Source organism: Pseudomonas sp. YQ_6 (genome assembly GCF_043103245.1).
GTDB classification, from domain to species: domain Bacteria; phylum Pseudomonadota; class Gammaproteobacteria; order Pseudomonadales; family Pseudomonadaceae; genus Aquipseudomonas; species Aquipseudomonas alloputida.
The window spans coordinates 132,799-151,368 of record NZ_JBICJR010000065.1 but is presented as its reverse complement, the minus strand read 5'-3'; the positions used below and the strand labels follow the sequence as shown (position 1 = coordinate 151,368).

Annotated in this window: 16 protein-coding genes and 2 pseudogenes; 10 read left to right on the top strand and 8 right to left on the bottom strand. The window is 58.7% G+C overall.

Annotated features, from left to right (window positions below):
* Positions 1 to 54: 54 nt before the first annotated feature.
* From nthA to ACF8FG_RS22505, 3 genes are read left to right on the top strand one after another with little or no spacing between them, the layout of a single operon-like run.
* Positions 55 to 636 (top strand): nitrile hydratase subunit alpha, encoded by a 582-nt coding sequence (gene nthA, locus ACF8FG_RS22515; RefSeq protein WP_014591140.1) that lies wholly within the window; start codon positions 55 to 57, stop codon positions 634 to 636.
* 41 nt (positions 637 to 677) lie between these two features.
* Positions 678 to 1,340: a nitrile hydratase subunit beta gene (gene nthB, locus ACF8FG_RS22510; protein ID WP_014591141.1), complete on the top strand. Its 663-nt coding sequence runs from the start codon at positions 678 to 680 to the stop codon at positions 1,338 to 1,340.
* Positions 1,337 to 2,599 (top strand): GTP-binding protein, encoded by a 1,263-nt coding sequence (locus ACF8FG_RS22505; RefSeq protein ID WP_019438526.1) that lies wholly within the window; start codon positions 1,337 to 1,339, stop codon positions 2,597 to 2,599. Before nthB ends, ACF8FG_RS22505 begins: the two co-directional genes overlap by 4 nt.
* 111 nt (positions 2,600 to 2,710) lie before the next feature.
* Here ACF8FG_RS22505 and ACF8FG_RS22500 read toward each other — a convergent pair whose 3' ends face one another.
* Entirely contained in the window at positions 2,711 to 3,580 is an 870-nt protein-coding gene (locus tag ACF8FG_RS22500; RefSeq protein WP_019438527.1) for a DMT family transporter, read from the bottom strand.
* 121 nt (positions 3,581 to 3,701) lie between these two features.
* Between ACF8FG_RS22500 and ACF8FG_RS22495 the strand changes: the two genes are divergently transcribed.
* On the top strand, positions 3,702 to 5,084 hold the full coding sequence (locus ACF8FG_RS22495; protein WP_134698442.1) for a PLP-dependent aminotransferase family protein: 1,383 nt from the start codon (positions 3,702 to 3,704) through the stop codon (positions 5,082 to 5,084).
* Between the two features lie 141 nt (positions 5,085 to 5,225).
* On the opposite strand, the gene ACF8FG_RS22490 is transcribed toward ACF8FG_RS22495, so the two are convergent.
* The 5 genes from ACF8FG_RS22490 to ACF8FG_RS22470 all read right to left on the bottom strand — a co-directional run bounded on the left by ACF8FG_RS22490 (position 5,226) and on the right by ACF8FG_RS22470 (position 10,683).
* Entirely contained in the window at positions 5,226 to 5,591 is a 366-nt protein-coding gene (locus tag ACF8FG_RS22490) for a histone-like nucleoid-structuring protein, MvaT/MvaU family (protein WP_014591145.1), read from the bottom strand.
* A 311-nt stretch (positions 5,592 to 5,902) separates the two neighbouring features.
* The gene (gene arfB, locus ACF8FG_RS22485; RefSeq protein WP_010953846.1) at positions 5,903 to 6,316 is read right to left on the bottom strand and encodes an alternative ribosome rescue aminoacyl-tRNA hydrolase ArfB; all 414 of its coding nucleotides are present in this window, start codon (positions 6,314 to 6,316) and stop codon (positions 5,903 to 5,905) included.
* Positions 6,317 to 6,473: 157 nt separating this feature from the next.
* Positions 6,474 to 7,877, bottom strand: coding sequence for an ATP-binding protein (locus ACF8FG_RS22480; protein ID WP_134698441.1), 1,404 nt, complete (start codon positions 7,875 to 7,877; stop codon positions 6,474 to 6,476).
* A complete protein-coding gene (locus ACF8FG_RS22475; protein WP_135198965.1) occupies positions 7,874 to 9,688 on the bottom strand; it encodes a DAHL domain-containing protein in 1,815 nt (604 codons plus the stop codon). Before ACF8FG_RS22475 ends, ACF8FG_RS22480 begins: the two co-directional genes overlap by 4 nt.
* Positions 9,685 to 10,683 carry a cytochrome-c peroxidase gene (locus tag ACF8FG_RS22470; RefSeq protein WP_070383879.1) on the bottom strand — a complete coding sequence of 333 codons (999 nt, stop codon included), beginning with the start codon at positions 10,681 to 10,683 and terminating at the stop codon, positions 9,685 to 9,687. Before ACF8FG_RS22470 ends, ACF8FG_RS22475 begins: the two co-directional genes overlap by 4 nt.
* Positions 10,684 to 10,880: 197 nt before the next feature.
* On the opposite strand from ACF8FG_RS22470, the gene ACF8FG_RS22465 reads away from it, so the two are divergent.
* Positions 10,881 to 12,251, top strand: coding sequence for an HD domain-containing phosphohydrolase (locus ACF8FG_RS22465; protein WP_135198964.1), 1,371 nt, complete (start codon positions 10,881 to 10,883; stop codon positions 12,249 to 12,251).
* A 119-nt stretch (positions 12,252 to 12,370) separates the two neighbouring features.
* Entirely contained in the window at positions 12,371 to 13,036 is a 666-nt protein-coding gene (locus ACF8FG_RS22460) for an SOS response-associated peptidase (RefSeq protein ID WP_135198963.1), read from the top strand.
* A 273-nt stretch (positions 13,037 to 13,309) separates the two neighbouring features.
* Here the strand turns inward: ACF8FG_RS22460 and ACF8FG_RS22455 are convergent, their stop codons facing one another.
* A complete protein-coding gene (locus ACF8FG_RS22455) occupies positions 13,310 to 13,567 on the bottom strand; it encodes a hypothetical protein (RefSeq protein ID WP_070383878.1) in 258 nt (85 codons plus the stop codon).
* Between the two features lie 874 nt (positions 13,568 to 14,441).
* Here ACF8FG_RS22455 and ACF8FG_RS22450 point away from each other — a divergent pair.
* The gene (locus ACF8FG_RS22450) at positions 14,442 to 14,915 is read left to right on the top strand and encodes an OsmC family protein (RefSeq protein WP_014591152.1); all 474 of its coding nucleotides are present in this window, start codon (positions 14,442 to 14,444) and stop codon (positions 14,913 to 14,915) included.
* Between the two features lie 88 nt (positions 14,916 to 15,003).
* Positions 15,004 to 15,421: pseudogene (locus ACF8FG_RS22445) on the top strand (substrate-binding domain-containing protein); the annotation flags it as partial.
* Positions 15,422 to 15,598: 177 nt separating this feature from the next.
* Here ACF8FG_RS22445 and ACF8FG_RS22440 read toward each other — a convergent pair.
* Positions 15,599 to 16,141 (bottom strand): AAA family ATPase, encoded by a 543-nt coding sequence (locus ACF8FG_RS22440; protein WP_135198962.1) that lies wholly within the window; start codon positions 16,139 to 16,141, stop codon positions 15,599 to 15,601.
* A gap of 272 nt (positions 16,142 to 16,413) precedes the next feature.
* Here ACF8FG_RS22440 and ACF8FG_RS22435 point away from each other — a divergent pair.
* Positions 16,414 to 16,769: pseudogene (locus ACF8FG_RS22435) on the top strand (site-specific integrase); the annotation flags it as partial.
* Positions 16,770 to 16,789: 20 nt separating this feature from the next.
* On the top strand, positions 16,790 to 18,376 hold the full coding sequence (locus tag ACF8FG_RS22430; RefSeq protein ID WP_076402996.1) for an ABC-F family ATPase: 1,587 nt from the start codon (positions 16,790 to 16,792) through the stop codon (positions 18,374 to 18,376).
* The last annotated feature ends 194 nt before the right edge of the window (positions 18,377 to 18,570 follow it).

The following is an 18,570-nucleotide window of genomic DNA, read 5'->3' as shown; positions in this document are numbered from 1 at the left end:
CAACTGGCACAACAACAGATTTCAACAACCGTGTTGGACGAGAGGAGTAATCCCATGACGGCAACTTCAACCCCTGGTGAGCGGGCACGCGCATTGTTTGCAGTGCTCAAGCGCAAAGACCTCATCCCCGAGGGCTACATCGAACAGCTCACCCAGCTGATGGAACACGGCTGGAGCCCGGAAAACGGCGCGCGCATCGTCGCCAAGGCCTGGGTCGATCCGCAGTTTCGCGAGCTGCTGCTCAAGGACGGTACGGCCGCCTGCGCCCAGTTCGGCTTCACCGGCCCACAAGGCGAATACATCGTCGCCCTGGAAGACACCCCGCAGTTGAAAAACGTGATCGTCTGCAGCCTGTGCTCCTGCACGAACTGGCCGGTGCTGGGCCTGCCGCCTGAGTGGTACAAGGGCTTCGAATTCCGTGCACGGTTGGTCCGGGAGGGGCGCACGGTATTGCGCGAGCTGGGCACCGAGTTGCCCGGCGACATGGTGGTCAAGGTCTGGGACACCAGCGCTGAAAGCCGCTACCTGGTGCTACCGCAACGACCAGCGGGCTCAGAGCATATGAGCGAAGAGCAGTTGCGGCAACTGGTCACCAAGGATGTGCTGATCGGCGTCGCCCTGCCCCGCGTTGGCTGAGCAAGGCCTCCCAACCCCATTCAACTTCCGGAGTGTTCAATATGGATGGCTTTCACGATCTCGGCGGTTTCCAGGGCTTTGGCAAAGTGCCCCACCGCATCAACAGCCTGAGCTACAAGCAGGTGTTCAAGCAGGACTGGGAACACCTGGCCTACAGCCTGATGTTCATCGGCGTCGACCACCTGAACAAGTTCAGCGTCGACGAAATACGACATGCCGTCGAACGCATTGACGTGCGCCAGCACGTCGGCACCGAATACTACGAACGTTATGTGATCGCCACTGCCACGCTGCTGGTCGAAACAGGCGTCATCACCCAGGCCGAACTGGATGAAGCACTCGGCTCGCACTTCAAGCTGGCCAACCCCGCCCATGCGCAAGGGCGTGCTGCAATTATCGGGCGAGCGCCTTTTGAAGTGGGCGATCGGGTCATCGTACGCGATGAATACGTGGCCGGGCATGTGCGCATGCCTGCATACGTGCGCGGCAAGCAAGGCGTAGTGCTGCACCGGACCACTGAACAGTGGCCGTTTCCGGACGCGATTGGCCATGGCGACCAGAGCGCTGCGCATCAACCGACCTACCATGTCGAGTTCCGCGTGCGGGACCTGTGGGGCGATGCCGCAGACGACGGCCTGGTGGTGGTAGACCTGTTCGAAAGCTATCTGGACAGGGTCGAAAGCCCGCGAGTGGTGCGCGCATGAGTGCCGGCGCCCAGGCAGGCCGGCTGCCGGTGACGGTCCTTTCAGGCTTCCTCGGCGCAGGCAAGACCACCCTGCTCAACCACATCCTGCGCAACCGCCAGGGCCTGAAGGTGGCGGTTATCGTCAATGACATGAGCGAGGTCAACATCGATGCCGCCCAGGTCCAGCGCGACGTTGCGCTGTATCGTGGCCAGGATGAATTGATAGAGATGAGCAACGGCTGTATCTGCTGCACCCTGCGCGCCGACCTGCTTGAGCAGATCAGCGCGCTGGCGCGCCAGCAGCGTTTCGATTACCTGTTGATCGAGTCCACCGGGATTTCCGAGCCGATGCCAGTCGCCGAGACCTTTGCCTTTCTCGACGCCAACGGTTTCAGCCTCAGCGAACTGGCGCGGCTGGATACGCTGGTGACGGTGGTCGATGCCAGCCAGTTCATGGCCATGCTCGACTCTCCCGAAACCGTCGCGCGGGCCGACGTCACCACGGATGACAGCAGGCGCCCGCTGGCCGATCTGCTGATCGAGCAGGTCGAGTATGCCAATGTGATTCTGGTCAACAAACGCGACCTGGTCGACGAGGCGCAGTACCAGGCCCTGCAGGCAGTTCTCGCCGGGCTCAATCCAGGCGCACAGATCCTGCCGATGGTGGCCGGCAACGTCGCCCTGTCGAGCATCCTTGGCACCCAGCTGTTCGATTTGCCCAGCCTTGCCGCAGCGCCCGGCTGGATGAAACAGATGGACGCGCACGACACCCCGGCCGGCGAGTCGCAGACCTATGGCGTGACGTCATGGGTCTACCGAGCGCGCGCCCCGTTCCATCCGCAACGCTTGCTTGATTTTCTTGCACGGCCCTGGCGCGACGGCCGTCTTCTGCGCAGCAAAGGTTATTTCTGGCTTGCCAGCCGCCACCGCGAAATCGGCTTGCTGGTACACAGCGGCCAGCGGTTTCAATGGGACTACGTTGGCCATTGGTGGAACTTCATCGACACGTCACAGTGGCCACAGGACAAGTATCGCTTGCAGGGCATCATGGCCAAGTGGGACAGCATCGTCGGCGATTGCCGTCAGGAGCTGGTGTTCATTGGCCAGGACCTGGATACCCAGACACTGCAACGCGAACTCGACCATTGCCTGCTGAGTGTAGAAGAAATCGCCATCGGTCCGTTGGCCTGGGCAAGGTTGCCGGGGGGCAGCGCGTTCGACAACCGGGCCTTGTCAGCCAGCAAGACGCAGTCATTACCGGCTGATGCCATTTTCTAGTTGGAGGTGCGGAGTACGTCTCGCCGAAAGTCGGCAACCGTTTTGCAGTGGCGAGACAACCGGCCCCGTTAACCCCATCAGCTCGACATTGCACTCTGCCTGGCTGTTCATCTATTGGGCATATTTCCTGGCCCCGTAAACACAGATGACAGCACCCAGCGTCACGAGAAGCATCGTCCAGCTGACATGCTCGTGCAGAAGCAACGCTGCCAGCCCAAGCCCCATGAACGGCTGAAAGAGTTGCAGTTGGCCCACAGCCGCAATCCCCCCCTGGACGAGCCCTCGGTACCAGAACACAAACCCGATCAGCATGCTGAACAGTGAAACGTAGACAAAGCTGAACCACGCCGGGGCACTTACCCTGGCAAAGTCATCAGAGGCTGGAAGATTGACCACCGTCAGCAGCAGCATGAACGGCAACGCTACCAGCAACGCCCAGCTGATCACCTGCCAACCACCCAATGTCCGCGAGAGGCGCGCGCCTTCGGCATAGCCCAACCCACAGACCACAACGGCAGCCAACATCAGCAGATCGCCCACCGCCGACGCCTCGCCTCCGTTCATCAACGCATAGCCAGCGACCAACCCGGCACCTGTCAACGAGAACAGCCAGAACAAGGGCCGAGGTCGTTCACCGCCCCGCAGAACCGCAAATCCTGCGGTACACAATGGCAGGAGCCCGACAAAAACAATGGAGTGAGCAGAGCTTATGTGCTGAAGGGCAAATGCTGTCAGTAGCGGGAAACCGATAACAACGCCGAGCGCTGTTACGGCCAAAGGCGACAAATCCCGCCGTTTGGGCCGAGGCTGGCGTAGCACGATCAGAAAAAGCGCGCCCAGCATGGCGGCAATTGTTGCCCGGGCACAGGTGAGGAACGTCGGTTCGAAGTCGGCCACTGCCACTCGGGTTGCCGGCAACGAACCCGCAAAAATGGCGACACCTATGAAACCGTTGATCCACCCGCTTGCTGATTTTTCCATCGTTAAGTCCTCAATAAGCCAAGGCTCAGTACATCACCGACAGGCTCACCCAGACCATGTACAATCCAATACACTTAAACCAAACTGTTATGCATATGACTCCAGCACAGTTGAGGGTGCGATGAAACGGGACGGAACGCGTATTCGAACTGTCATGGGTGAAATCCAGTCGCGGATAGCCTCTCGAACCTACACACCAGGCGCAAGAATTCCCTCGGTGCGTGCGATGGCTCAGACCATGCAGGTGTCGGTTTCTACGGTGCTTGAGGCCTATGAAAGGTTGATGGCTGAGGGTGTACTCAACTCTCGTCCTGGCTCCGGCTTTTACGTAGCCGGGCCAGTGGCGCCCTTGGTACTCACCGAACTCGGCCCAAGGCTTGATCGTGAAGTGGACCCGTTGTGGATCTCGCGCCAGTCTCTTGACACCGCTAGCGATGCGTTGAAACCGGGGTGCGGTTGGCTACCTGCCTCCTGGATGTTCGAAGCCGGCTTGCGCAAAGCGCTTCGAACCGTTGCCCGTTCTGACACGTCGAAACTGACTGAGTACGCCTCGCCACTTGGGCATCTGCCTCTCAGGCAATTCTTGTCACGGAAGCTGAAAGGCATCGGGATCGAAGCCCCTCTTGAACAGATCATGCTGACTGAGTCCGGCACCCACGCCATCGACCTGATCTGCCGTTTTCTACTGGAGCCGGGGGACACAGTGCTGGTCGACGACCCCTGCTATTTCAATTTTCACGCACTGCTGAAAGCGCACAGGGTGAACATCGTAGGGGTCCCCTACACCGCGACGGGCCCGGACATCGATGCTTTCAGCACTGCCCTGCTCGCGCATTCTCCCCGGTTGTACATAACCAATTCAGGCATCCACAACCCGACCGGCGCCAACCTGTCTCCGGTCACGGCACACAGGTTGCTAAAGCTGGCCGACACCTCCAGCCTGGTGATCGTAGAGGACGACATCTTCGGGGATTTCGAGAATGCGCCAGCGCCACGGCTGTCTGCCTTCGATGGCCTCTCTCGTGTCATCCAGATAGGTAGCTTTTCCAAGACCATCTCCGCTTCGATTCGATGCGGCTACATCGCGGCTCGCAGTGACTGGATCGAGAGCCTGGTCGATCTCAAGATTGCGACCACATTCGGGGGTGGCCGCCTGGCCGCGGACATCATCCATCTGGCGATTACCGATAGCGGGTACCGGAAACACATGGAAAGTGTTCGCCTCAGGCTGGCCGAGGCTATGGACAGAACGGTGGCGCGGCTTCGGGCCATTGGTATCAAGCCCTGGATAACCCCCCAGTCAGGCATGTACGTCTGGTGCCAACTCCCTCAGGGCAAGGATGCAGCAACGCTGGCTCGGGCTTGCTTGAATGAAGGTGTAGTACTGGCGCCCGGAAATGCGTTCAGCCAGTCGATGGCTGCGGGTGATTTCCTCCGTTTCAATGTCGCCCAATCGGCTGATGCCAAAATTTACGAAGTGTTGAAACGGGCGCTGAATGCTTAGTCGCGAAACTTCCTGTTTAACCACGTCAACTCATTCCGCCCAATCACGATGAACGCCCTATTTCGAGGAGGCGACGCTGTCGCTTCCTCGAAAAAGAACAAGGCGTTTCAGATAGCGCAATGAGGGCGACATCAGCACAAATCAGGACACCCAGGATTCCACTTCTTCTGCCCCGTACTGGGCTTTCCATTCCTTGAGCAGCTTGTGGTTGCCACCCTTGGTCTCGATGACCTCTCCATTATGCGGGTTCTTGTACTGCTTCACTTGCCGAGCACGGCGTGGGGCTTTCTCTGTAGCCGCAGGAGCTGCGGAACGGCGACTGGCCTGAGGATCCAGGATGTTGATGATATCGCGCAGGCTGTAACCGTATTTGCTTAGCAGGTCACGCAGCTTGGTCTCGAACTCGATCTCTTTCTGAAGCTCACCGCTGCTTTTCATGGCTTCCAGTTCGGCCAACTGGGCCGCCAACTTCTGTTCAAGCTGTCTAAACTCTGCCAAACGCGACATGTGCATACTCCTGAATACGTGGATGCTGTTTAGAGAATCCTAACGCAGTTCAAGTTCAAACCAAAATTAAAATCAGCGGCCAGTCTTTTTCCTTCTTGCTGCTGCTCCCGTCCCCCCATTCTGTGACCGGAAGATCTACCGTCAGCTCGACGATTGGGTACATCTCCTTCTAGGCGCTGTATGAAAAACCTTGATACTTGGTGATGCTGCGTTGAGAACAGCCTCGGAATGCTCAATTACAAACCCGTAGACTCCGCTTACTCGGCTGTTTCGCCTTGCCTGAACTTCGTCTCAAGGTTTTCATACAGACCCTAGAACTCCACCTTCCCCCGCCCCGCCTTGACAGTGCTCCGCCTGGCTTTTCCTTCGAGGCGGCGGGTCTTCGAGCCGAGGGTCGGCTTGGTGGGGCGGCGTTTCTTTTCGGTCTTGCCTGCGGTGATGATCAACTCGGCAAGACGCGCCAATGCGTCAACACGGTTCTGCTCCTGGGTGCGGTACTGCTGGCCCTTGATGATCAATACGCCGTCGCCGGTGATGCGACTGTCACGCAGCGCCAGCAGCCGCGCCTTGTAAAACTCGGGCAACGATGAGGCCGGGATGTCGAAGCGCAGGTGTACGGCGCTGGACACTTTGTTGACATTCTGCCCACCCGCGCCTTGCGCGCGGATGTATGTGAGTTCGATTTCGGCATCTGGCAGATGCACGTTATTGGAGATAGTCAGCATGATAGGGCCCTTGTCATTGCCCATTATCACAGACTGCGCCGCTCCCCCATAGCACAATGCAGGGTTCTTTGAATCAGTGCGTAAGCCGACCCAAGCGAGCCCTCCACTCGTCGGGGCCCTGCACTTCATGCCAGCCAGCGCTAGAACGCGTGCGCTATCAAAGCGTTACGCTCTGTTTTACCGGCAGTTGTACACGAAACGTTGTTCCCACTCCGACCTGGCTTGATACGGTTATCTCCCCACCGTGTTTCTTTACAATGCCATAGGAAAGGGACAGGCCTAGCCCGGTGCCTTGGCCGACGGGCTTGGTGGTGAAAAAAGGATCGAAGATCTTCTTGATGTTCTCCGGTGCTATCCCCGCGCCTGTATCTGCAACTTCGATGCACACCCAGGCGCCTTGATGAGCAGTGCCCAATGTGATGGTGCCCCGCTCGGGGCCCATGGCTTGGGCGGCGTTGAGCACCAGGTTCATTATCACTTGGTTGATCTGCGACGGCAGGCATTCGACAGGGGGTAACGGCTGGTACCGTTTTACCAGGTCGGCTTTATGTTTCAGCTCGCTCGCGACGATGTTAAGCGTGGAGTCAATGCCCTGCTGCAAATCGGCTAATTGCCACTGCTGAGCGCTGTCAACCCGCGAGAAGTCTTTGAGGTCCTTGACGATATGCGCCACTCGACCGATTCCGTCCTTGGACTCCTTGATGAGGATCGGGATGTCTTCCATGAGGAATTCCAGCTCCGTCTGCTCACGAAGCCTTTGCAAGCGCCCAGTGGTTTCGTTTGCGCCGAGCCTCAGTTCGGCCTCGTGATAGGCGTCGAGCATCGCTGCCAGTTGCTGGAAGTACCCTCCCAGAGTGCCCAGGTTTGAGGACACGAAACCGATCGGATTGTTGATCTCGTGCGCCACGCCGGCGGCCATCTGCCCCAACGAGGCGAGCTTCTCCGATTGCACCAGCTGGCTTTCCAGCTGCTTGCGCTCCTCGATCTCCTGCTGCAGCGCCTCGCTGGCTTGTGTCAGTTGCTGGGTACGCCGCTCTACCCGCTGTTCGAGCTGGTGCATTTTCAGCGAGGCTCGTTGGGTCATTTCCCACTTGGTCAGCAAGGTGCTGGCCATTTGCTGGACCTCGATGTTGTCGAACGGTTTTTTCAGGATCAGCAGGCGATCGTGGGCCTGAAGCCGGTCGAGCAACTCATCCCAGGAATAGTCCGAGTAGGCGGTGCAGACGACTACCTGCAACAGCGGGTCCTCTTCCCACAGGTGCTCAATGGTCTGAGCGCCATCCCATCCACCTGGCATTCGCATGTCGACGAAGGCTAACGCGTAGGGCTTGCTGGCCTGCAGCGCACGCTTCAGCAGGCCGAGTCCTTCCTCACCGCCATAGGCTGAATCGAGTTCGAATACCGGTCGTTCGTTCTTGACCTGCTCGCCGAACAACAACCCTTCCATCTCGTCCAGCTCAGAGTTCTGCGATCTGGCCGGGGCAAGGATCTTGCGAAAGTCCTCGTGGATAGTCGGCATGTCATCGATCAGCAGGATCCGGCGATTGATCATGTCACTCATGCAGGCTCCGTCACCGCAATCAGCGGGATCCTCAGGGTAAAGACAGCACCCAAGCCAGGGCCGTCGCTGTGTGCGGTCAGGTGACCATTCATCTCGATGGCGGCCAGGGCGCAACTGTGCAAGCCGAAGCCATGCCCGTCCTTGCGCGTGGTGAAGCCATGGGCAAAGATCTTCTGCAGGTTTTCAGGGGCAATGCCTTCGCCTTCGTCCAACACGCTCATTTCCAGGAAGCCCTCCTCAACGATGCGCGTCCTGAGGATCATCGTCCGCGGGTCGCTGCCGGGGCCGGACATGGCGTACTTGGCGTTGCTGATCAGGTTGATCAGAATCAGCAACAACCGATGCCGGTCGCCCATCACCAGAGGCAGATCTGCGAAGTCGCGCACTACCCTCACTTGATGCCGGGTCAACGCGCCTGCGTTCATGCGCAGCGCGTCCTCGACCAGGTCGTTGACCGACAGCGGCTCTGGCACATTTTTAGCGCCGGCATAGGATTGCTGGGTGGCCACCACTTCCTTGATGTGGTCGATGCTCTTGTTCATTCGTTCCAGCTCGATCGCCATCTCCTTCTGTTCATCGGCGATCGCCTCGGTCAGCTGGTTGAGGTAGCCGGGAAGCAACCGGCCTCTGGGATCCTCGTCGAGAAACCGACCGATGTCAGTGGCATGCTCGCGGAACAGTTGCATGGCTTTGCCCAAACCCTGGGTTTTGCTGCTGCGCAACGTTCGAGCGATGAGATCAGAGGATGTGTTCACGCTGTTGAGCACGTTGCCCACGTTGTGCAACACATTGGTGGCGATCTCCGCCATACCTGCCTGGCGCGCGGCGTTGAACAGCTCGCTCTGAGCGTTCCGGAGCTCCAGGGTGCGTTCCTCGACCCGCTGTTCCAGGACGTCATTGGCGCTTTGTAATGCGTTGTTGACCCGTCTCACCTCGGCGAAGCTGCGCACCAGCAACGCAGCCAGGCAAATGACCGAGAACATCAGCAAGCCTGATAGCCATAACGTGTAGAGATGGTTTTTACGGTTGATCCTTTCAACCTGCTGTTGATCCCTGTCCAGGAGGCTGGTGATCGTATCCAGGCGTTCGTCGACCGGAATCGCCTCGATCTGCTCGAGCAGGCGGTTGACGACAGGTTGCTCGCGCAGGATCAACGCCACGTGATTGCTCAACAGATTGAGGGGCGTCTGGAATTCTTTGGGCAGGTTCTCCGTGTTAACAGCCAAGTTGCCTAACCCCACCTCTATCTCGGCAGCCCTTTCCACAGAGGTAACCTGCGCGAACTCCAGGGCACTTAGCAAGAGGTCATAAGTGTCAGTGACGAATACGTGTACCTCCTGCCGATTCGGGGCCAGCATGGTGTTGATCCGGGCCTGAATACCGTCCTCGGCGGTGGGTAGAAATGCCAACGAATTTCGCAGCAAGGCATTGTGCGACTTGAATTGCTCCACGAGCCGAGCCTTTTCCCCGAACGCAGAAAGAAAACCGTCATGGGCATCGCGCCACTGATCTGAGTCATCGCGCCCTTGCTCGGCTTCCCGGCGGTCGAATCGTGCCCACAGCCGCTTCATCTCCTTGAGAGGGATCACAAGTGGATCGTAGTTATGGGAGACGGCTACCCGGGCCTTGAGCACCTCGTTTTCCCATACTGCATCCTGTTGCTTGAGCTGACGAATGAGATCTCGGGATTCGTTGTAGGTCTGGGTCTGCTCAGACCCGGAATTCAGGTACAAGTACAGCAGCATCGACGCCAGTACAAAGACCAACCCACTGAATAGAATCAGGCTTGTACGCCGAGAAATCACCCTCATGGCTGACCCGCCTTTTCAGCAGTAAGGGTTTTGAGAAACAGCATGATGAGCCTGCGGTCCTCATCGCTTGGGATTCGTCCAAGCTGATACTGGAACATCACGTCGATCGCACGCTCCAGCGTAGGCGCCGAGCCATCGTGGAAATAGGGCGCGGTCATCGCCACATTGCGCAGGCTCGGCACTTTGAACACACCCCGGTCGGCCTCCTCTCCGGTCACGTTGAAGCGGCCCTGATCCGCCTCGGTGGGGTGGCCGCGATCCGCGATGTAGTCGCCGAACACGCCAAATTTCTGGAACATGTTGCCCCCAATATTCACCCCTTGGTGGCAGGCGATGCAGCCATAGTCCTTGAAGCGCTGGTAGCCGTATTTTTCTTCCAAGGTGAGCGCTTCGGTATCGCCCTGCAGGTAACGATCGAAACGTGCACCAGGGGTAAGAAGCGTCCTTTGGTAATCGGCCAACGCGCTGAGGATGTTGTCCTTTGTCACCGCGTCCGGGTAGGCATCCTTGAACGCCTGACGGTAACGCACGTCTGCGGCGATGCGCTGCTCGATCACGCGCCAGTCTCCGCCCATCTCGTGAGCGCTGGTGATCACGGCATTCCCCTGCTCCTCGAGTGACTCGACCCGGCCATTCCAGAATTGTCGGAAATTAAGACTGGCATTGAGTACCGTTGGCGTATTGACCGCAAGCGGCAGGCCATCTGCACCCATGGAGAACGCCCGGCCATCGGCCCCGTACTTGTCCAGGCGGTGACAGCTGGTGCAGGACAGTGTGCCGTTGCGCGACAACCGCGGATCGTTGAACAGCTGGCGGCCCAGCTCGACACGCCCAGGTGCCAGAGTGGGAATCGGAGGCAGCGGCTTGAGCGGCTCGTCCAGCAGCTCGGCCCCGCTGTCCACACTCAGAACGAGTAGCACCCACAGGCTCAGGCAACGTCGCAAGCGCTGCGGGTGAAGAACGGAACGAAAACGACAGGTTGTCTGCGCGAACATCCGGGAGAATCCTTTTCCCTGGGCTTACGGATATACAGAAGGGTGGTGCCATGCCGTCAGGTTAGATGCCTTCCAGACAATTTGCCTGCCACCCGCCACGCCTTGCTCCGACACCTGTCGCGGAAAAATGATCTAGCCTTTGACCTAAGCACTCGTTGAGCTCGAGTGCTCCATCGATCGACCGCGTGAGGCCTGCCATGGAAGTGCAACCGAACCAGAACCCACCCTATCGGCCGACCGTGTTGCTAGTAGACGACGAGGAGTCGATTCTTAACAGTCTACGTCGGCTATTGCGTGGCCAACCCTATGACGTGAAGCTGGCGACCAGCGGCGAACAGGCACTGGCGCAAATGGCCGAGGGCCCGGTAGACCTGGTGATGAGCGATGCGCGTATGCCAGGTATGGACGGCGCCACCTTGTTGGCGCAGGTCAATCAGCATCACCCCTCGACCGTCAGGATCTTGCTGACCGGCTACGCCGACCCGAGCGCAATCATCAAGGCCGTCAATGACGGTCAGATCCACCGTTACATCAGCAAGCCCTGGAACGACGACGAATTGCTACTGACCTTGCGCCAGGCCCTGGAGCACCAGCATTCCGAACGCGAGCGCCAACGCCTGGAGCTGCTGGCACGTCGGCAGAACGCCCAGCTGAAACTACTCAATATCAACCTGGAGAAACGCGTCGCAGCCCGTACCACGGAGCTGCAACAGACCGCTGACATGCTCGATCTGGCCTACGAAGAGCTGAAACACAGCTATGTTACCGGGACCGAGGTGTTCTCGATGCTGGCTAATCTGCGGCTGCCTCCAGCCAAGCAGACCAATCGGCAGATCATCGAACTGGTGCGTTGCTACTGTCGGGCCCACGCCTTGGACGAGGCGATCAGCCGCGATCTGGCCATGGCTGCGGCGCTGTACAACATAGGCAAATTGAGTTGGCCGGATAGCATGATCGTTGCCCCTTCGGACCAGTTGATGCACAGCGACCGCGACCGCTATCGCGACTACCCACGCCAAAGTGAAGCGCTGCTGATGACCCTTGAGCCCATGAAAGATGCCGCGCGCCTGATCCTGCATCACCAGGAGCACTGGGACGGCAGCGGTTTCCCCGACCGGCTCAAGGGTGAAGCTATCCCGTTCGGCGCTCGCTTGCTCAAGCTGGCCGTGGACTTCGTTGAGCTGCAACGGGGTTTGATTCTTGAACGGCAGATGAACAGTGACGAGGCCTTGCTCTACCTGCGCAAGTATGCCGGCCGGTTGTATGACCCGGCGCTCCTAGAGGACTTCGTCCAGGTTTGCGCATCGTTCCACAGCGATCTCACCTTGGTGGACCCTGAAGTCCAGGTGTGTACCACGCGTGACCTGGCGCCGGGAATGGTGCTTGCGCGCAACCTGAACGCCGACAACGGCATGTTGCTGCTTAACGCTGGCAAGGTTTTGAGCGCCGCGCTGGTGGAAAAGCTGGTGGCCTTTGAATCGATGGAGGGTGGTAAGTACTGCATTTTCGTTCGGGTCCCCTCGAACGACCCTATAACGCCTGGAAGATCGGACTTGGCGCCGTGCTGAATGGAGGTGGGGCGCTCATTCAGCCTTGCACCTCCGGGACTGCACGTACAGCACGCCGTCCCCCCGCCACACCGGCGATACGCCCAAGCGCTATGCTTTTTCTGGCAGGAGGGCCGCGCATGTGTGGAAGGTTGAGTCAGTACCGAGGCATACACGACTTTGTCGAAGCCCTGAGCCTGCCAGAAGCCTGGCGGAACAACGTCGGCGACCAGCCACTTGGCCGGTACAACGTCGCGCCGACCACGCCGGTGGCAGTGCTGCGAGTGGATGAAGCAGGCCCGCGGGCGGACCTGGTGAGATGGGGCTGGCGGCCGCATTGGGCGACCGATCGTGCCGCGCCGATCAACGCCAGGGTCGAAAAGGTGGCACACGGCCCCTTCTTCCGGGCGATCTGGCCGCACCGAGGCATAACGCCGATCGACGGCTGGTATGAATGGGTCGATGAAGGCGGACCGAAGAAACAGCCGTACTACATCCGACGCCGGGACGGGCGCCCTTCCCTTTGCGCCTGCATCGGCCAGTTCGCTGGCAGCGAGCATGACGGGTTCGTCATCATTACGGCCGATGCCCAGGGCGGAATGGTAGATGTGCACGACCGCAGGCCAGTGGTTTTGGCCCCAGACCTTGCGCGTGAGTGGATGCAAACCGCGACGCCGGGCGAACAAGCCGAGCAGATGGCTCTCAACCTGGGCGAGCCAGCCGAGGCCTTCGAGTGGTATCGAGTGAGCACAGCCATTGGCAATGTGCGCAACCAAGGCGCCGAACTGATAGAGCCGCTTCAGTGAAGCAGTAGTAGACCATGCCGGCCCTAGTACCGGCAGCGCAACATCATGGACCACTGATGTGCAGGGTTTCAACTCGGGGGGCCGGGTCGACTTGGAACCCGCGCAGCACGATGATTGGTAACACCACCGTCCACAATGGCACTTACGCAAGCGGTTACTGTTGAAATGGCACGACTCGACGAACAGGGAATACCGTTATCAAAGGCTGCACAGATTCGAAGGCGGTCGACCCGCCCGTGGTTGCGGGGGGTCCGATCGCAGACCTCGGCGAACTCACCCGGCAGAACAAGCTCCGCTTTTCTGACTTTCCACGTACTGTTCAGCCATAACCTTCCCTTCGAGAATGGCTTCTGTCGAAGAGGAGAATGGTCGACTCACACGCAGGGTTCGCGCCGTTGCGCCCGGCTTCCCTACCTCGACCAACATCCCTGTGGGAAATTCGACGCTCGACTCCCACAGCACGTAAATCGATGCCTGGTAACCAAGGTAGGAATGCACGTAAAGGTCATGACTGGTGGACTGAAGGGTCATCACTTTCTCCAACTGGGCGCCTCAATGCGCTTTTGATGGAGATACGACTCAAGCGATCTGACGAGCGTTCCGTTTTCCCTGCATTGTTATCCGTGAAGACGCGAGCCTCTGCGCGGGAGTGGTTCAGGCCCTGGTGCTTTGGGCGCAGGAAAAGCCTTGGCGACCCAGTCGTGAGCACGCTCGAGCGCCCAGGCCATCGCCGCAGACAGTTTCTGTCCACGGCAGTCAGGGTGTACCTCTTCGAGCAAGAGCACGCCTTTTTTCCCGTAGATACCCAAGAAAAGTTGAGTGGCGTTTTCAAGTGAGAGTCGGGCTTGGATGTTGATTAAAGTGCCACAGGGTAGGCGCTCATCGTAGTTGCGGGAATGCAACGCAGAATTGGCCCATTCCCAATAGATTTTGCCGCGATTACGCATGGAACGGACCTTGAACTCATGTTCTTGACTGGAGAGACAGAATACACAGCTGTTCCAATGAATCCACTGCTGAAGGTGTGTGTTACATTTTTTTACATCTGCTTTTTTCATTTAACAGCCGTGATCACACCACCACCCACCCCTTCAAGCGCCGCGCGATCAGCGCACGGTCGCTCAAGGAATGTGGCTACGGTGTTCCGCTAGGCGAGCGCCATGAATTACCGGCGGATGGACAACCTGGCCTAGCGGACAGGCAACTTGGAGCATGACGCATCACGTTGCGCAGCCTTGGCGTCGGTATCGGCCTTGGAGTTCCATCGGTTCATTGCATGTGCTCGGATTGCTCATGCGTCGCTGCAAACACTAGATGCTGGTGGAGAGCCCTCAATCGAGAGCAAGATAACCGCACCCAAGCGATGGGCAAGATTTTCCGGCCGTCTTTCGACACAGGAGTGACCATGAAAGAGCACCATTACGCTGTCACCGTAAATTGGATAGGTAACACGGGTGCAGGTACTGCCAGTTACACGGCGTACCAGAGAGACTTCAACGTGGAGGCTCCAGGCAAGGCACCTATCCTTGGCTCTGCCGACCCCGCCTTTCGCGGGAACCCTGAACGCTGGAACCCTGAAGACATGTTGCTGGCCTCGATCTCGGCCTGCCACAAGCTTTGGTATCTTCATCTGTGCGCAGTCAACAACGTGAACGTCCTGGAATATGTCGACTACCCGGTGGGCCGGATGCTTGAAGGGGATGGCCAGCGCAAGGGCCATTTCAAAGACGCTGAGTTAAGACCTCAGGTCATTATCAGCAGCCAGTCAGATCTGGATCTTGCAAGACGCCTGCATGACGATGCTCACCACGAATGTTTTATTGCCAACTCAGTCAACTTCCCTATCAGATGCAGTGCTGTTATCAAGCATCAGGACTAGATGTTTTGAATACAACTGTTTCCTTTGTTTAACAATGGCTTCTAATCGACGCTATCAATAGAAGGGGCGAGGCTCTCTTTCACGAGAGGCCGCTCCTTCGATGGGTGAGCCCCCTCAGGCCGTCCCAAACAGGCTCGCCCATGGTGAGCAGACGGATGTCATACTGATGGTAGGTTTGCCCTCGAGAACCTGGTGGCCAGCGGTGACGCCGACAAAACAAGTCGAATAGATCCGGAAAGTCTTTGATTGCTATGGCCGTGCGCAAAGGCGAGGACGTGCGCAAAGTGCTGCAAAACAGCAGCTCTGTCGCTTACTCCGACAGCGCAAGCGGTGTAAACCTCTCTAAAATCCTGTTCCCTCGCCATGACCCTGTATTCAGGTGCTGTCGTGAGCAGGAGCCAACATCATGCCGCAGCCCAGGGCTGTTCGACTATCTGGCATCGCCAGAAGCCGACGCAGCAATCAAAGATAGCGGCTTGACACCGCTACCCCATGCAGCAAGCTGACTGCGAACGCCGACAGGTCACTGCCGCGTATCTAGCCCTGCGTCAGCAACACCTCGTCTCGCGCGGCCTCATTGCGATGCGCTGAAACCTCGACCAGCACATCGATCTCAGGCTGGCTGCAAGTTTCGGTACAGCCGTGCTGCCTGCGGGGTGATTGGTGAGAAGCTCATCTGGCATCTAATGACCTTGCACAACCTGATCAGGCTGCGTGCCCATACTCGCGAGAAAAACATCGGTATCCCGATTGGTCCGCAGGCAGACCACGCGACAGCCCGGCGGGGCCGTCGCTACGAATCGCTTCATCGCTTCCCGAGACGAGGCTTTCGTCCGCCACATGAACCTGAAAAACTCCGGCAGATTGGCCAGCAACTCCGGGCAGTTGTCCGGCAAGTCAGGCCGGGATCGACCGCGGTTCAACATCGTTCTGAGGAGCACGCGCCAGAATCGAAGCGGAGCCGAGCGATCAATCCATATCACCATGTCAGCGCGGGCCAGCCGGTTGTTCCATGTGGTGGAATGCCCGCCTTCGAAGATCCAGTACTCACGGGCCTCGATCTCATGACAAAGACGCGTCTTCTCGTCCCGGCTACGCTCGACCCACCCTGGCTGCCAATGAATCGTGTCGATGTGCACGACAGGCAAGCCTGTGCGCTCGCCAAGCTTGCGCGCCAGGGTACTTTTCCCAGACCCTGGCTGACCAATGATCATCACCCGTTGCATTCAAGCTCCCTCTTGCCATGCCTGCTGAATTTTGGGCGCGCGATTTTACGGCAATGGGCGACGTGGTCAACTGCAATCGCTCTCATGCTCTGGGCGTTTGTTGCAAGTCGGCAACTGATCACGCCTCAAGTGGTGTAACTCATCGTGGCTCTGGCCACTGAGTTCGTCGTTTGGTTGAGCACGGCCGGCAGCTTGGTTTGAGGATAAGCGCTGACCACCTCGAACGCCTCCAATTGCATGCAGCGTCTTTGCAGGCACCACTCGTCGTTCTGCACGCGAATCGCCGCAGAGAGGAAAAGGGAGCAGTGACCGAAACACCGTTCCCGCCCCCGCCGTCGAGGAATGCGGAGTGCGTGAAACGGATCTCCGATCTCCACAAACAGTGGGTGCCTGTGCTGATTGAATTGGGGATCAAGCGTCGCCCCCATACAACTGCCGTCACACCTATGCGACAATACGCTCAATGTCCGGCCTCAACCCCGCATTTATCGCCCAACAGCTGGGTCACAGCATTCAGATGCTGCTGTCGACGTATGCCCGTTGGCTTAATTCAAGCTCCGACTGGAGCGAGCTGGAAAAACTCAAGATTGGTATCAAATCGGTATCAGCTGAAAGCCCAGCGTCGTAAGTTACTGATAGGTAAGCCCTTTGATCTCCACCGCTAACATCACCATGCAGTTCGGCTCCAAGCCGCTGTTCGAAAACGTTTCCGTCAAATTCAACAACGGCAACCGCTACGGCCTGATCGGCGCCAACGGTTGCGGCAAGTCGACCTTCATGAAAATCCTCGGCGGTGACCTGGAGCCGTCCGCAGGCCAGGTCATGCTCGAGCCGAATACCCGCCTGGGCAAGCTGCGCCAGGACCAGTTCGCCTACGAGGAATTCACCGTGATCGACACGGTGATCATGGGCCACGGCCAGCTGTGGAAAGTCAAAGCCGAGCGTGACCGTATCTACTCGCTGCCGGAAATGACCGAAGAAGACGGCATGGCCGTCGCCGAGCTGGAAACCGAATTCGCCGAAATGGACGGCTACACCGCCGAGTCCCGCGCCGGTGAACTGCTGCTGGGCCTGGGTATTCCGCTGGACCAGCACTTCGGCCCGATGAGCGAAGTGGCTCCGGGCTGGAAGCTGCGTGTCCTGCTGGCCCAGGCGCTGTTCTCGGACCCGGACGTGCTGCTGCTCGACGAACCGACCAACCACCTGGACATCAACACCATCCGCTGGCTGGAAACGATCCTCACGGCGCGTAACAGCACCATGATCATCATTTCCCACGACCGGCACTTCCTCAACAGCGTCTGCACCCACATGGCTGACCTGGATTACGGCGAGCTGCGCCTGTTCCCGGGCAACTATGACGAGTACATGACCGCGGCCACCCAGTCGCGTGAGCAGCTGCTGTCGGACAACGCCAAGAAGAAAGCCCAGATCGCCGAGCTGCAGACCTTCGTCAGCCGCTTCTCGGCCAACGCCTCCAAAGCCAAGCAGGCCACTTCTCGTGCCAAGCAGATCGACAAGATCCAGCTGGCCGAGGTCAAGCCGTCCAGCCGCGTCAGCCCGTTCATTCGTTTCGAACAGGCGAAGAAACTGCACCGCCAGGCCGTGGTCGTCGAGAAAATGGCCAAAGCCTTCGACGACAAGGTGCTGTTCAAGAACTTCGACATCACCGTCGAAGCGGGCGAGCGCGTTGCGATCATCGGCCCCAACGGTATTGGCAAGACCACCCTGCTGCGCACCCTGGTCGGCGAGATGACCCCGGATGCGGGCTCGGTGAAGTGGACCGACAGCGCCGAAGTGGGCTACTACGCCCAGGACCACGCCCACGACTTCGAAGACGACATGAGCCTGTTCGACTGGATGGGCCAGTGGACCTCTGGTGAGCAGGTTATCCGCGGCACCCTGGGGCGCATGCTGTTCTCCAACGACGAAATCCTCAAGTCGGTGAAGGTGATTTCCGGTGGTGAACAAGGTCGCATGCTGTTCGGCAAGCTGATTTTGCAGAAGCCGAACGTGCTGGTGATGGACGAGCCGACCAACCACCTGGACATGGAATCGATCGAAGCGCTGAACCTGGCGCTGGAAAACTACCCGGGTACCCTGCTGTTCGTCAGCCACGACCGCGAGTTCGTGTCGTCGCTGGCCACGCGCATCATCGAGCTGTCGGCCGATGGTGTGGTGGACTTCAGCGGTACCTACGACGACTACCTGCGTAGCCAGGGTGTGCTGGTCTGATTGATGGGACGGCCTGGCCATCTCGGATGGCCGGGCCTCTTCGCGGGCTTGCCCGCTCTCCCAAGGCCCCACCAGCGTCCAATACCTGTGCGGTCCCTGTGGGAGCGGAGTCCATCCCCATCCCACCGACCGGCACGGCCCGACGAATAATTCGTTAGCCTGCTTTCTTTTCCTTCGCGCAACGGCCATGATGG

Bases quoted from the DNA above. Each gene is read 5' to 3' on its own strand.
- nthA (WP_014591140.1), top strand. From the start codon at position 55: ATGACGGCAACTTCAACCCCTGGTGAGCGGGCACGCGCATTGTTTGCA.
- nthB (WP_014591141.1), top strand. From the start codon at position 678: ATGGATGGCTTTCACGATCTCGGCGGTTTCCAGGGCTTTGGCAAAGTG.
- ACF8FG_RS22505 (WP_019438526.1), top strand. From the start codon at position 1,337: ATGAGTGCCGGCGCCCAGGCAGGCCGGCTGCCGGTGACGGTCCTTTCA.
- ACF8FG_RS22500 (WP_019438527.1), bottom strand. From the start codon at position 3,580: ATGGAAAAATCAGCAAGCGGGTGGATCAACGGTTTCATAGGTGTCGCC.
- ACF8FG_RS22495 (WP_134698442.1), top strand. From the start codon at position 3,702: ATGAAACGGGACGGAACGCGTATTCGAACTGTCATGGGTGAAATCCAG.
- ACF8FG_RS22490 (WP_014591145.1), bottom strand. From the start codon at position 5,591: ATGTCGCGTTTGGCAGAGTTTAGACAGCTTGAACAGAAGTTGGCGGCC.
- arfB (WP_010953846.1), bottom strand. From the start codon at position 6,316: ATGCTGACTATCTCCAATAACGTGCATCTGCCAGATGCCGAAATCGAA.
- ACF8FG_RS22480 (WP_134698441.1), bottom strand. From the start codon at position 7,877: ATGAGTGACATGATCAATCGCCGGATCCTGCTGATCGATGACATGCCG.
- ACF8FG_RS22475 (WP_135198965.1), bottom strand. From the start codon at position 9,688: ATGAGGGTGATTTCTCGGCGTACAAGCCTGATTCTATTCAGTGGGTTG.
- ACF8FG_RS22470 (WP_070383879.1), bottom strand. From the start codon at position 10,683: ATGTTCGCGCAGACAACCTGTCGTTTTCGTTCCGTTCTTCACCCGCAG.
- ACF8FG_RS22465 (WP_135198964.1), top strand. From the start codon at position 10,881: ATGGAAGTGCAACCGAACCAGAACCCACCCTATCGGCCGACCGTGTTG.
- ACF8FG_RS22460 (WP_135198963.1), top strand. From the start codon at position 12,371: ATGTGTGGAAGGTTGAGTCAGTACCGAGGCATACACGACTTTGTCGAA.
- ACF8FG_RS22455 (WP_070383878.1), bottom strand. From the start codon at position 13,567: ATGACCCTTCAGTCCACCAGTCATGACCTTTACGTGCATTCCTACCTT.
- ACF8FG_RS22450 (WP_014591152.1), top strand. From the start codon at position 14,442: ATGAAAGAGCACCATTACGCTGTCACCGTAAATTGGATAGGTAACACG.
- ACF8FG_RS22440 (WP_135198962.1), bottom strand. From the start codon at position 16,141: ATGCAACGGGTGATGATCATTGGTCAGCCAGGGTCTGGGAAAAGTACC.